The organism is Streptomyces sp. NPDC048278 (genome assembly GCF_040652195.1).
Classification (GTDB): domain Bacteria; phylum Actinomycetota; class Actinomycetes; order Streptomycetales; family Streptomycetaceae; genus Streptomyces.
This window is the reverse complement of the sequence record NZ_JBEZLP010000015.1, coordinates 123,442-136,349: the sequence shown is the minus strand read 5'-3', so window position 1 is coordinate 136,349 and position 12,908 is coordinate 123,442. Positions and strand designations below refer to the sequence as shown.

General features: G+C 72.0%; 10 protein-coding genes and 1 pseudogene. 4 read left to right on the top strand and 7 right to left on the bottom strand.

The annotated features are described in order from the left end of the window. Positions 1–6 precede the first annotated feature (6 nt). The 3 genes from AB0D74_RS25940 to AB0D74_RS25930 all read right to left on the bottom strand — a co-directional run bounded on the left by AB0D74_RS25940 (position 7) and on the right by AB0D74_RS25930 (position 3,538). Positions 7–1,515 carry a PTS transporter subunit EIIC gene (locus AB0D74_RS25940; protein WP_362591530.1) on the bottom strand — a complete coding sequence of 503 codons (1,509 nt, stop codon included), beginning with the start codon at positions 1,513–1,515 and terminating at the stop codon, positions 7–9. A gap of 16 nt (positions 1,516–1,531) precedes the next feature. Continuing rightward, complete coding sequence (murQ, locus tag AB0D74_RS25935; RefSeq protein ID WP_362591527.1) at positions 1,532–2,461, bottom strand: N-acetylmuramic acid 6-phosphate etherase; 930 nt, start codon at positions 2,459–2,461, stop codon at positions 1,532–1,534. Positions 2,462–2,599: 138 nt separating this feature from the next. Beyond that, on the bottom strand, positions 2,600–3,538 hold the full coding sequence (locus tag AB0D74_RS25930; protein ID WP_362591524.1) for a MurR/RpiR family transcriptional regulator: 939 nt from the start codon (positions 3,536–3,538) through the stop codon (positions 2,600–2,602). 55 nt (positions 3,539–3,593) lie between these two features. Between AB0D74_RS25930 and AB0D74_RS25925 the strand changes: the two genes are divergently transcribed. Together AB0D74_RS25925 and AB0D74_RS25920 are read left to right on the top strand one after the other, a co-directional pair. Continuing rightward, positions 3,594–3,977: a hypothetical protein gene (locus AB0D74_RS25925; protein ID WP_362591521.1), complete on the top strand. Its 384-nt coding sequence runs from the start codon at positions 3,594–3,596 to the stop codon at positions 3,975–3,977. Beyond that, entirely contained in the window at positions 3,974–4,255 is a 282-nt protein-coding gene (locus AB0D74_RS25920) for a DUF4031 domain-containing protein (protein ID WP_362591518.1), read from the top strand. Before AB0D74_RS25925 ends, AB0D74_RS25920 begins: the two co-directional genes overlap by 4 nt. On the opposite strand, the gene AB0D74_RS25915 is transcribed toward AB0D74_RS25920, so the two are convergent. The 4 genes from AB0D74_RS25915 to AB0D74_RS25900 form a co-directional block, all read right to left on the bottom strand. Further along, entirely contained in the window at positions 4,197–8,969 is a 4,773-nt protein-coding gene (locus AB0D74_RS25915; protein ID WP_362591515.1) for a caspase family protein, read from the bottom strand. The two genes, AB0D74_RS25920 and AB0D74_RS25915, sit on opposite strands and share 59 nt — an antisense overlap. A 13-nt stretch (positions 8,970–8,982) precedes the next feature. Further along, on the bottom strand, positions 8,983–9,390 hold the full coding sequence (locus AB0D74_RS25910) for a hypothetical protein (RefSeq protein WP_362591512.1): 408 nt from the start codon (positions 9,388–9,390) through the stop codon (positions 8,983–8,985). 119 nt (positions 9,391–9,509) lie between these two features. Then, positions 9,510–10,577, bottom strand: coding sequence for a GNAT family N-acetyltransferase (locus tag AB0D74_RS25905; RefSeq protein ID WP_362591509.1), 1,068 nt, complete (start codon positions 10,575–10,577; stop codon positions 9,510–9,512). A 10-nt stretch (positions 10,578–10,587) separates the two neighbouring features. After that, positions 10,588–11,253 carry a hypothetical protein gene (locus AB0D74_RS25900; RefSeq protein ID WP_362591506.1) on the bottom strand — a complete coding sequence of 222 codons (666 nt, stop codon included), beginning with the start codon at positions 11,251–11,253 and terminating at the stop codon, positions 10,588–10,590. Positions 11,254–11,300: 47 nt separating this feature from the next. On the opposite strand from AB0D74_RS25900, the pseudogene AB0D74_RS25895 reads away from it, so the two are divergent. Together AB0D74_RS25895 and AB0D74_RS25890 are read left to right on the top strand one after the other, a co-directional pair. Beyond that, positions 11,301–12,003: pseudogene (locus AB0D74_RS25895) on the top strand (maleylpyruvate isomerase family mycothiol-dependent enzyme). A gap of 136 nt (positions 12,004–12,139) precedes the next feature. Beyond that, complete coding sequence (locus AB0D74_RS25890; RefSeq protein WP_362591503.1) at positions 12,140–12,850, top strand: copper homeostasis protein CutC; 711 nt, start codon at positions 12,140–12,142, stop codon at positions 12,848–12,850. Positions 12,851–12,908: the final 58 nt, after the last annotated feature.

The window sequence follows — 12,908 nt, the reverse complement described above, 5'->3', positions numbered from 1 at the left end:
TGCGGCTCACCCGGATCGCCGAGTTGCCGGGTCGCTCGCGCTACCGGCGTCATCCGGCACCTCCGCCCCGCTGAAGCCGGCGTACGTCGTGAGGAAGCCCACCGCGTAGCCGGTCAGGAGGCCGCCCGCGTAGATCGCGGCGGCGAGGGCCGGGCCTCTGTTGCCGGTGAGCAGGGGGAAGAGGGCCCAGCCCGAGGGGCCGATGGCGGTGGCACCCACGCGGTCGCCGAGGACCGCGAAGAAGCCGACGAAGGCGCCGCCCGCCGCTCCGCCCGCGCAGGCGGTGAGGAAAGGGCGGCCGAGGGGGAGCGAGACGCCGTAGATGAGGGGCTCGCCCACGCCCAGCAGGCCCGCCGGGAGCGCCGATCTGATCGTCGTACGGAGCTGCGTGTGGTGGCGGAGGCGGGCGTAGACGGCGAGCGCCGCGCCGACCTGGCCCGCGCCGGCCATGGCGAGGAGGGGGAGCAGCACGGTGTAGCCCTGCTGCTGGATCAGGGTGGTGTGGATGGGGATCAGGGCCTGGTGCAGGCCCAGCATGACGAGGGGGAGGAAGAGGCCGCCGAGGACCAGGCCGGCCAGCGGTCCGGTGGTGGCGAGGAGCCAGTCCGCCGCGGTGCCGATGGCGGAGGAGACGAGACCCGCGGCGTACATGAGGCCGTAGAGGGTGGCGAGGCCCGCGACGAGGACGGTGACGGTGGGGGTGAGGAGCACGTCGAGGGCGTCGGGGACGCGGCCCCGGCACCACCTCTCGACGCCGACGGCGAGCAGCGCCGCCGCCAGGGCCCCGAGGACCCCGCCCTCACCGGGGACGAGCGCCACCCCGAAGGCCGTCACCTTCGCGACGCCCGGATAGACGACGATCGCCGCGACCGCGCCCCCGAGGACGGGTGTGCCGCCGAACACCTTCGCCGTGTTGTAGCCGACGAAGACGCTGATCAGGGCCATGAAGCCGGAGGCGACGGCGGCGAGCGCGGGGGTCAGCCAGGGCAGCCAGCCCGCGTTCACGAGGAGCCCGTCGAGCCCGGCGAGGATTCCGCAGCCGATCAGGGCCGGGATCAGCGGCACGAAGACGTCGGCGATGCGGCGGAGGGCCGTCTTGAGGGGGGTCGCGTTGCGCCGGGCGCGGACCGCTTTCAGCTCGGCACCACGGGCGGCGAGGTCCGCGGCACCGTCGTTGCCGGGCCGGGTGCGGGCGCGTCGTGGTTGCTCGCGCGGTTCCCCGCGCCCCTCCGGGGCGCGCTGCGGTGACCCCGGCAGGCCGCCACCGAGCAGCTTCTCGAACTCGGCGGTCACCGCCACCACCGCACCCGGCCCGATCACCACCTGGAGGGTGTCCCCGTCCGCCACCACCCCCAGCACCCCGGGCACCGCCCGCACCGCCTCCGCGTCGACCCTCTCCCGGTCGGCGACGCCCAGCCGCAGCCGGGTCATGCAGTGCGCGACGGAGCTGACGTTCCCGGGGCCGCCGACCAGGGGCAGCAGCGCGGCGGCGGTGTCGTACGACGATCTCTGCACCCCCCGAGCGTGCGGGTCAGCCGCCCGTCGCGGTGAGCGCCGCGCGCAGATGACCGCCGGACTCCTCCAGAAGGCGGGCTGCGGTGGGCCCGTCGACACCGGCCAGGATCACCAGGACGGCGGGCTTCACCTCGCCGTCGGTGGCGGTGAGGGCCGCCTCGATCTCGGCGTCCGGCGCACCCGTGGCGAGCGCGACGATCCGGCGGGAGCGGGCCCGCAGCTTCTCGTTCGAGGCGCGGACGTCGACCATCAGGTTCCCGTAGGTCTTGCCGAGCCGGATCATCGTGATCGTCGACAGCATGTTCAGGACGAGCTTCTGCGCGGTGCCGGCCTTGAGCCGGGTGGACCCGGTGAGCAGTTCGGGGCCGACGACGACCTCGATCCCGTGCTCGGCGGCGGCTGCGAGCGCGCTGCCCGCGTTGCAGGAGAGGCCGACGGTCAGGGCCCCCAGGGCGCGGGCGTGCCCGACGGCGCCGACGGCGTAGGGGGTGCGGCCGGAGGCCGAGACGCCGACGACGGTGTCGGCGGCGCCGATCGCGAGCGCGTCGAGGTCCGTGCGGGCCAGTTCGGCGGAGTCCTCGGCCCCTTCCACGGACGTGACCATGGCCGCAGGACCGCCCGCGATGACCCCGACCACCTGACCGGGCCGGGTGTTGAAGGTGGGCGGACACTCGGACGCGTCCAGGATCCCGAGCCGCCCGGCGGTACCGGCCCCGGCGTAGACCAGCCGGCCGCCCTGGGCCATCCGGGCGGCGATCGCGTCGATCGCCGCCGAGATCTGCGGCAGTCGCAACGCCACGGCCCCGGCCACCCCGGCGTCCTCCCCGTTCATCAGCCGCGCGATGTCGAGCGTGGGCAACGTGTCGATCTCGGCGAGTTCCGGCCGGAACGCCTCGGTGGTGAGCGTTTCGAGTTCGGTGCGGAGGGTGTGATGTTCGGTGGTCATCGGCAGACGGCTCTTTCCAACGCGGACGAGTGCACTAACTCAGGGGGGCGGGGCGGTATCGAATGTGCGGCTACCGCCGCGCGGGCGCGATCAGCCGTATGCGGCCCGCACTCGCTCCACAACGCTTCCCCGTACGGTCTATCGGGGCACACTCCGGTGCCGATGAGCCAACGCCTCGTAAGACGCCGCCAACGCCGGCGCCGCCGCGTCGTACGTCCGTTGCGCGACCCCCACGAACAGACAGTCCACCACCAGCAACTGCCCGGTCCGCGACGACATCGCCGCCGGCCGCAGCTCGCTCTCCCGCGCCGTCGACGTCGTCAGCACATGGTCGGCGTACTGCGTCACCGACGACCCCGGCCGCCCGGTGATCGCGACGGTCGTGGCACCCCGTTCGAAGGCCACCCGCAGCGGCTCTATGACATCCCCGGTCGACCCGGAGTGCGTGATCGCTATCGCCACGTCCCCGGCCCGCAACTGCACCGCGTTGGTGACCGCGAGATGCGGATCGCTGTGGGCGTGCGCTATCAGCCCTATCCGCAGCAGCTTCTGCGTGAGGTCCTGCGCGACAAGACCCGACGCCCCGATGCCGTACACGTCGGTCCGCCGCGCCCCGGCGAGCGCGCTCACCGCGGCCCCCAGCTGCACCGTGTCGAGACCGGCGGCCGTGTCCGCGAGGGTCTGCTGCTCGTCGTAGGCGAGTTTCGCGACGACGTCGGCGATCGGGTCGTCCACGGCGATGTCGGTGGTGATCGCGGGCGCCCGCCCCGACTGCTGCTGCGCGGCGAGCCCGGCGAGGGCGAGCCGCAGGTCGCGGTAGCCGGGGTAACCGAGCAGGCGGGCGGTGCGGACGACGGTCGCCTCGCTGGTGCCGGTCAGTTCCGCGAGGCCGGTGACCGTGAGCGCCGCGCAGCCGGCCGGGTCGCCGGCGACGGCCTCGGCGACGCGCTGCATGGAGCGGGTCATGGAGGGGGCGAGGGTCCGCACCTTGGCCGCGAGGGCGGCGGGAGCCGGCGGCGCGCCGCCCGGGCCGCCGGGTCCACGGCCGCCGAAAATTTCCTTCACCTTCTCGGTCACCCTTGAAAGATATTTTCGGTTCGGGTACCCGGTCAAGACCGCGCACAATAGGACCATGGACCCCGTAAGCCCCTTGGAACAGGCGCTGCACGCAGCCCGCGCCCTCGTGCTCGCCGATCTGGTCGCGGGCGAGGTCGCCGAGGCGGACGTGGTCTCGCTGGTCGAGGACTCCGTCGTACAGCGCCGCTGGTGGGTGGAGCAGTGGCCGGAGGGCGCGGGATACGTGGCGGGGCTGGTGGCCCAGGACGTACAGGACGCGCTCCTGGAGCGGTACGGCCGCTGGCCGCTGTGCCCGGTGTGCGGCTCCGGCGACCCGCACGCCCTGGACGTCGAACCGGAACTCGGCCCCGACCCGCACTGGGTGTGCCACAAGGCGGGCGTGAAGGTCGCCTCGGTCGGCTCCCTGGGCGGTGCCATGGGCGGGACGGCGTCCTCGTGACGGTGTACATCGATCCGCCGGACTGGCCGGGCCACGGCCGGATGTGGTCCCACCTCGTCAGCGACGTGTCGTACGCCGAACTGCACGCCTTCGCCGATGGCATGGGCGTACAGCGCCGCGCCTTCGAGCGCGACCACTACGACATCCCCTCGCACCGCTACCCGGACGCGGTCCGGGCCGGCGCCGTGGAGGTCAGCAGCCGCGAGGTGGTGCGGCTGCTCACACGAGCCGGTCTACGGCGGCGGAAGGGGCGGACGGTTCCTCGGGCGCCCGGATGAACCAGGTCTCGGCCTCGTGCCGGATACCGATCGTCGTGGCGGTCTCGGCGACTTCGCGCAGGGGCTTCCCGAGCCGCATGGCGGTCAGTAGGAGGGCGGTCAGGGACATCGCGGGGCGCTCCCGGAAGAGGAGCGCTGGGGCGTTGGGTGGCTTGCTGATGATGGCGTACAGGAAGTCTTCAAGCCGGCGTTCCTCGGCCCACTCTTTGCTGACCGGGGCGACCTGGTAACCGAGTGCGGTGAGGGCGGCGGTGATTTTCTCGGGCTCCTGGCCGGTGTGGTGTGCGGCGGCGCGGACGGCGTCCGGGGAGACGGGGCCGAAGAACTCCGGTGCCGGGAACCGCCCGAAGCAGACGGCTTGGACATCCTGGTCCCGTAGCGCGGAAACCGCCGCCGGGTCGAAGCCGAAGCGGTAACCCAGGGCTCCCAGCCGGTCCACGGCTGCGGCCAACGTGACGGCTGCCTGGTCGGCCATCTCCGCCACGTCCACCAGAGGCAACGGGCGCCTCATGTCGTCCAGTTCGGGGCCAGTGCCCAGGAGGGTGATGTCCTCGCGGGAGGGCAGCCGCTCGTCGTCGGGTAGGTCGGCCACCCCGTAGCCGAGCTCCCGGAGCCTCTCGACGAGGAAACCGGGCGGGCTGTTGAGCCGGCGGGCGGCGGAAGCCACGGCGCGGAGATTCACGTCCTGGTTCACACGGCGTACCTCGGCGAGCAGACCCCGGTCGTCGTCGGTCAGTTCGGGCAGGTCGGCCGCGTTCGGCGGAAGGGCGAAGCCGAGTTCGCCGAGGAAGTCCACGACCGACCGCAGGGGCAGGTCCGTCCGGCGCGCCACCCAGTTCAACCGGGCCCGGGAGACCCGTTCCGCCTCCTCGGGCGAGGGTTCGGTCTCGTACGGCGGCCACAACCCGGCGACGATGCTGCGCTCTTCCTCGCTCCACTGTTCCCGGGCGGGGAACTCGGCCGGCACGGTGAAGCCCAACTCGGCCAGTCGCCGGGCGGCCCATGAGGTGCTGCATTCGGCCGTGACGGCACTGACGCCGATCTGGGCCGCCGAGAGCGTGGCTCCGGGGCTCAGCCAGCCGTCCAGGTTGCCCAGCGGCCGGAGCAACGGCAGATCGGTGTACGAGGCCGCCGCGCAACCGAGCATCGGCTCGACCCGGTAGCCCAGTTCTGTCAGCCGCTCGGCCGTCTCAGCGGGTGAGCGCTCGGTGCGCGAACTCAGTGTGAAGGTGTCCGCCGAACGGACCGGAACCGCTGGATCGCGCCAGTCCGACAGCCCCATGATGCTGAGCAGACCGGTGTCGGCCAGCTGCGGGGAAGGCGGGTCCCCGAACAGGGGCCACAGAGGCCCTCGCAGCCATCCGTCATAGGCTCGTCCCCAGCCATAGACGAAGACCCGGGAATCGCTGAGCAGCCGTAGATCAGACGGCCGCGCCCAGCGCGCCGTATCGGCGTCGTCCAGTGCGGCAGGTCCACCGAGCCCGGCCCGGTACAGCGTCCGCAGCCTCCAGCGCAGGACATGCGGCGGCACGGTGAGAAAGAACGAGGCGAGTGCCGCCCGGTCATAGTGATCGCTGTAGCGGCCGGTCACCAGGGGCAGTAGGGCGGTGTCGGCTGGGAAGCCTCCCACCTGGCCGAAGGGAGCCGTGATGTTCTCTCCGAGCGGCCAGGCAAGATCAGCCCGGTGTGCCTCCTCGGCCACCCGGTCGGCGAAGGACACGGACCAGTTGCTCGATTCCTCCAGCCACTGAGGGCCCAGCAGCCCGTTCCCATGGGCGATGAGGCTCGGCAGGGCGGCTGTCATGCGGGCCTGTACATGCTTCTCGTCGAAGGAGCGCACCTTCTTGCGGTCCACGGTGAGGTCCGGCGCGTGCCTGTTGGTGAGGTTGACGACCGCCCCGTACACCCGGTCCTTGTAATCGGTCTCCGCCAGCAGCCCGTCGGCCAGTAGAACGCCTTCGCCCTTGATCCACCACACGTCCGGCTGGTCCGACGGGACGCACAGCATGTACCCGTTGGGGGCGTACGTCCGGGGGCCGTGGATCTCCAGGCTCTCCGGAGACAACTCGCCCGGCAGCCAATCGCGCGACCGGGCACCATGGGTCGCCGTCGTGAGATAGGGCGCCACCCACAGCACTTCCTCCAGCGCCTCCACACACGACACGGACCTGCGCCGGTTGCTCAGCAGCAGCTGCACGGTGGTGCCGGAACCGTCCCCCGGTCCCAGGTCCTCCACCCGGAAGAAGTTGCCCGGACCGGCGATCGTCACCTGCAACAGCCGACCGGGATGTCCTTCGCGTCCCATTCGGCAGGTTCGTACGACGATTTCGTCGGCCAGCATGAAGTAACTGAGCACCCCGATCCCGAACCGGGAGTTCGGATACAACTCCGGTTTTGGGTCCGAAAGCTGGGACCAGGCGGCCTGCTCCTCGACGTACTCCGGGAGATCGACGAAGCGGGCGCCGCCCTGGGAGAAGACGGTACTGAGTTCGCTGATGCCCATGCCGATGCCGTTGTCGCGGCACTCCAGGTAGGCACGGCCGTCGGAACGGACGCCCTGCACGAACTCGATCCGGCCCTCCCAGTCTGCGACCGTATGGCCCGTGCGGCGCAGGTACCGGGTACGGCAGTCGCGGTACCGGAGGGCGTCCAGCGCGTTCTGGTACAGCTCGCGTACGGCCAGATCGCTGGTGCCGTAGAGCTCCTCGCCCATGAGGAGCTCCTGGACCCGGTCCTCGGCTAGTTGGAAGCGGATACCGTCGGAGAGCTGGTCCGGGGTGTTGCCGTCCAGGCGGACCCGGCTGCCGTCGGCGTAAGGCGGGAGGGTGCGCAGCGGGGCGAGGGCGGGCAGGTCGCCGCGGTTGATGTCACGCAGCAGTACGTCGACGCGGGTCGCGTGCTCGCGCAGGGCGACCTGGACCGCGGGGTGCGTGCACACGGCGTTCAGCGAGCGGCCGAGACCGGAGACCCGCCAGTCGGAACGCTGCACGGTGGCCAGCAGTCCCCCCGGATCGACGCTGTCATGCACGCCGATGTGTTCGACGACGATCTCGGGCAGGTCGACCGGATCGACCGCCATCGCAGAGGCCGCCTTCACCAGCGCGGCTACCAGGGCGGTACGTACCTCGTGTTCGTCGCCGGTGGTGGCGGCGATGACGTCGTGGTCGTTGTCGTTGTCGTACACCTGGAGCTCGTCGAGACGGGCGGCGGTGGCGCGGCGCATGGTGAAGGGTGCTGTGCGGTGCTCGCGGAGCAATCCCGCCAGCCGCTCCCCAGAGAGGGCGTCGGCGACCCAGGAGGGCTGGTCGCGGCGGGAAGCGACCTCTCCCAGAAGCGCCTTGAGCCGCTCCGCTGTGTACAGTTCGGGTTGTTTTATGAGCCAGCGATGGAACAGCCACCACTTGATACGGCGGACCGAGTCGCCGGAGTCCTTGCGGTGTTCCAGGGCGCCGAGCCGACGCTTGAGGCGGGGAAAGCCCTGGGTGAACTTGTCGAAGCTGTGCTGGTCTGGGCCGTTGTTCACAGCCGCGTCGGGTGCAGCCGGGGCGTTGCGGTGAGGGGACACATCCGTGGTGAGGACGCCGATCCGCTGCGCCGCCTCCTGGGCCCAGAACGTCTGGGCGACCAACGGGAAGAGGAAGGCGAGCGCTGCCTCGGTCGGAGACAGCACCACGTCCTTGGCCAGTTGGCCGACCATGAACGCCATTCGTTCATGGGTGCGTTCCGCCAGCACGGGATCATGCCACGGGTCGCTGCCTGCTGCCCGGGCCGCGTCCTGCGTCGCCTTCTGGTACGTCGCGGCCAACTGCCCGGCGAGAGCCCGGCAGACTTCCCTGATGGTCTCCCGGGTCGTGCCCTCCAGGGCGCGGTGCCAGGGGAACTCGTCGACGTCCCGCACCCAGGCGTGCACCTCGGTCCGCCGTTCGGCGCCCGGCAGCAGAGGAAAGTCTCCGCCGTCGGCCCCGGATTCGCAGGTGACCTTGACCTGCTGAGGCTGCCCGGCCTTGCCGTAGGCACGGTGATAGAGGTCGACCCGATCCTGTACCTGCCCGGACAACTCCCGTAGGGAGAGGGCGTGCTGGTCGGTGGCGATTACGTCGGCGACTGCGCGGGAGAACAGACTGAACGACTCGCCTTGCTGCACACCGACCTCGAAGCCGGGGCGGACTGTGTCCGTGTCCCGTACGAACAACGCCGACTGAGGCTTCGCACAGGCATGTACGTAGGCGACCTTGCGGCGCAGCGTGCCGATGATCTCAGGGGCCCGCCACGGGCGCGTACCGGGCACCGACTTGGTGTCCGGCACCCGGCCCTCGCGACAGGCATCGATCAGGAAGACGACGCGTTCGCAGAGGGACTTCTCCACCTCTTTGTGCCAGCCGATCTCGATGCAGCCGTCGGTGAACGGCTCCGCCTCGGGGGCGTCCTCCGGTACCAGGTAGTCCTTGCCCTCGATGTGGATACCGTGTCCGCTCAACACGATGAGCAGGGTGTCGCCGGAGCGAGCGTCGGCCAGGAACCGGTGAACGGCACCGCGCACGGTGTTCTGCGTGATGCCGCGCCGGTTCTCCAGGGTGTCGGCCTGGAAACCGCGGCCGGTCAGGACTTCGCGCAGCCGCTGGATGTCGTCCCGGACGAAGGGCAGGTCGCCGTAGCCGGGGATGTCGGAGTAGTCGCTCGCTCCGATCAGCAGGGCCTTGTGCTTGCTCGCCATGGGAGGCGCCGGCTCAGGCAGGCCGCTTGAACGTCAGTGTCAGGCTCCGAGCGCCCTGCATCTGCCCCGATCCGATGAACTGGACCCCGCCACTCGCGGTGACCTGGAAGGACAGCTGAGCCTCGGCCAGAGGAAGGGGGCCACCGCGGTCGGCGACCTCCTGGAAGACACGCTGAAGAGCGTCGACGGCATCGGCCAGATTCTTGCGAAGGGGACCGAGCGGCACCGAACGCAACACGGAGTCGCCGTCACGGCTGAAGAGACTGCCCATGGTGTCGCTGTTCTGCGCCGCGAGGGCGATGTCCTCATCCGTGGCCGTCACCCAGAACGACAGGGTCCGCGCGTCGTCGGTGTCCTGGACCGTGCTGCTCTCCGTGGCTCCTTCGGCTTCTCCGACCCGGACCAAGGCCTGCTCGCTCATGCCGTCTGGCTCCCCTCAGCCATGTCACGCCCGTCGCCAGCTACGCGGGGCAGACAACTCTAGTTCCATCAGGGGAGTTTGTGTTCGGCGATGCTCGACTTCGTCTGCGGTCGGTCGGCTCATTGCCGCAGCGCGAAGGCCAGCTCCTGCTCGCCCTCGCTCACCCTGCCGAACCCGGCGCGGGTGACGACCGCCTGGGAGGCGGTGTTGGCGGTCTCGACGGTGGCGAACAGGGTGTGTACGTCGTCGCGGGCCAGGGCCCAGTCGGCCAGTGCGCGGAGCGCTTCCGTCGCGTAGCCGTGGCCGCGGGCGGCCTCGGCCAGGTCGTAGCCGATCTCCACCCGCCCCTCCTCGTCCGGGGCGGAGTGGAAGCCGATGCCTCCGACCGCGCGGCCGTCCGCCCGGCGGACCAGGGCGAAGACGCCGAACTCCGGCCGGTGGACGCCCCCTTCGTACGCCTTGAGCAGGAAGCCGGCCGCGTCGCGGGTGCCCTCGTAGGGGCCGCCGTCGATCCACTCGAAGCCGCCGTCGCCGCCGAGGCGCAGGTCACGGGCCTCGGCGGGGCGGATCCCGACGAGGTCGAGGCGCTCGGCGGGGACGACCAGGTTGTTGCGCCAGCGCCACTCGGTGACCGGGGCGCGGCCGGGCAGCTCGCCGCGGCCGGTGGCCCACAGGAGGGTCGGCCAGGCGGCGGGGCCGGGCTGGACGTGCGGGAACAGCCAGGCCAGGACGGACTCGGCGAGTTCTTCGGAGGGCTGGTAGGGGAGCCCGAGGCCCGTGGTCATGTCGTGGGTGTGGAGCAGCACTTCGGCGATCCCCATCGCGGCGAAGCCGGCCCGGTCCGCGCTGCGGAAGGGGTACGGGTGGAAGGCGCGGACCTCGCGCGGGGTCGTGCGGACGGTGGCGGCGAGCAGGGCGCCGGTCGTCTGGATCACGTGCAGCAGGCCGGAGTTGTCGGTCCCGTCGTCGAGCCTGAGCTCGAAGGGCACGTACGCGTCCTGGGCGCGCCCGGCCAGGTTGGCGGCGTACGCGACGAGGTCGTCGGCGACATGGACCGCCGTCTCGTGGCAGTTCCAGTCCAGCCGGCCGGCCGGCACCTCCGCCCAGTCCCTCGTCACCGCGGGCCGCAGCGCGGCCACACAGCCCGCGACGGCCTCTTCCACCTGGTCCCCGCCCGTTTCCCGCATGGCTCGCACCCTAGGGCGCCGGGTCCTCGGCGGTCGACAGCATTTCCAGCTCCGCGGCGAGGTTGTAGCGGGCGGTCGGCTCCCACTCGGTCCGGCCGTACGGCGTTCTGAACAGCCGTGGCAGGTCGAGGAGTTGCCGCAGGATCGCGGAACGGCCCGTGCGGAAGGCGTCGTTGGGGACGAAGTGGTACTCCTCGCGGACGGCGGCGGTGTAGGCGGCGTACGCGGCGGGCGGGGCGGCGAGGATCGCGAGGTCGGCGTCGCACAGGACCTCGCCGTTGCGGTCGCCGGGGGCCGGGTCGTGGGTGACGGTGAGCCGGACCAGGCGGGCGACCTCGGCGGTGTGCGCCGCGGAGACCCCGGCCTCGGGGAGGGCGCGTTCGGCGAGGCGGGCCGAGCGCTCCTCGTTCGTCGAGCGGTCCGGCAGGTAGACCGCGTCGTGAAACCACGCGGCGAGCCTGACCAGGTCCGGTTCGTCCGCGTACTCCTCCAGCGCGTCGATGCGGTCGAGGACCGCGACGAGGTGGGTGACCGTGTGGTACCGGCGCTGGGGCTCCTGCCAGCGGCGGAGCAGTTCGTCGGCGTAGCGGTAAGGGTCCGGGGCGCAGGAGTCGTCGTCCCGCGACCTGAGGAAGGCGGTCAGCCAGCGGGAACGCAGGGCGTCGAGATCGGCCATGCGCCCATTCTCCCGCCCGCCACCGACATCCCCCTAGCGTGGGAGCCATGACTGCTGCTGACGACGCACGCGACCCCCTCCTCCCCGGCCGTCTCCTCACCGCCGAACGCGACGCGCTCATCCCGCTGCTCCGCTCCCGCCCGGACGCGGACCTCGCGCTGCCGACCGCCGCCTGTCCCGGGTGGACGGTCCGGGACGTGCTCGCCCACTGCTCGTCCGCGCTGATCCGGGTGGTCGAAAGCCGTTTCGAGCCCGGGGTGTTCTCGCCCGAGTCGAACGACCGGGACATCGCCGAGCGCGCCGACTGGACGAACTCCCGGGTCCTCGACGAGCTGGAGCGCGGGATGACCGAGGCCGGCGAGGTGATCGCGGACCGGGCGGACGGGCGCCTGGACCCGGTCGCCTTCGGCTGGGGGTCCCCCCACGCCCTTAAGGCAGTGGGGGAGGGTGCACGCCGGTGACGTCCGCGACACCCTCGGCGAACCCGGCGCCTACACGGGCGCGAGCCTGCCGCACGCGCTCTCGCTGCTGGCCCGGGTGACCCGGGTCCGGGGGCACCTGCGGCTCCAGGCCGACCTGGACGACCTCGACGACCCGCTGCACCTGGGCGAGAACAGCGGGACCCGGACCCCGGCCCGCTTCATGGGCGACGCGGCGACGCTCGTACGGCTGTACACCGGGCGGTCGCCGGACGGGGCGTCGTACGAGCTGATGGGGGCGGAGACGGCGGAGCTGAACATCTACGGCTGAATCCGGACCCCGTGTGACGGAGGCGGTCTCGCGGCCCCCGGTGTTCCCCGCGTACCCTGGATTGGACTAGACCTCCGGACTAGACCTCTTGTGTGAGGAGCCCGGGGTGCACGGGGAACACCACGGAAGGGGCCCTATGAGCACGCGTGCAGTCCTGGAGGTGATCGCCCTCGACGCCGAGGACGCGGTCGCCGCCCAGGCCGGAGGCGCGGACCGCCTCGAACTGGTCACCGACATGGCGGCCGACGGGCTGACCCCGCCGCCCCGGACCTTCACCGCGATCCGGGCCGCCGTCGACATCGACCTGCGCGTGATGATCCGGCTGGCGGACGGGTTCGCCGCGGGCGACGCCGACCGTCTGGTGGGGGTGGCCGGGGAGCTGCGGGCGGCCGGCGCCGACCAGTTCGTGCTCGGGTTCCTGGACGCGTCGGGCGGGGTGGACCTGGACGCGGTGGAGCGGGTGGTGGCCGGGCTGGACGGCTGCCGCTGGACCTTCCACCGGGCCATCGACCGGGCCGCGGACCGCGACGCCCTGCGCAAGCAGCTCGCCGACCTGCCCGGCCTCGACACCTACCTCACGGCGGGGGCCGCGGAGGGCGTGGACGAGGGGCTGCCCAGACTGCTGGCCGAGGCGGGGCGGCGCGGCGAGCCGGGGTACGAGCAGACGCTCCTGGTGGGCGGCGGCCTGCGGCTCGACCACGTGACCGAGCTGCGGGCGGCGGGCATCGAGGCCTTCCACATCGGCGGCGCCGCCCGGCCGACGGGCTGGGCCGGCGCCGTGTCCGAGGACGCGGTGCGGTCCTGGCGCCGGGCGCTGGACGGGTCGGAGGCCGCGCTACCGCGTTGACCGAGCCGCACCCGGCCCGGTCGGCGGGCCTGGTGGTGACGGCTCGGTCGGTGGATCG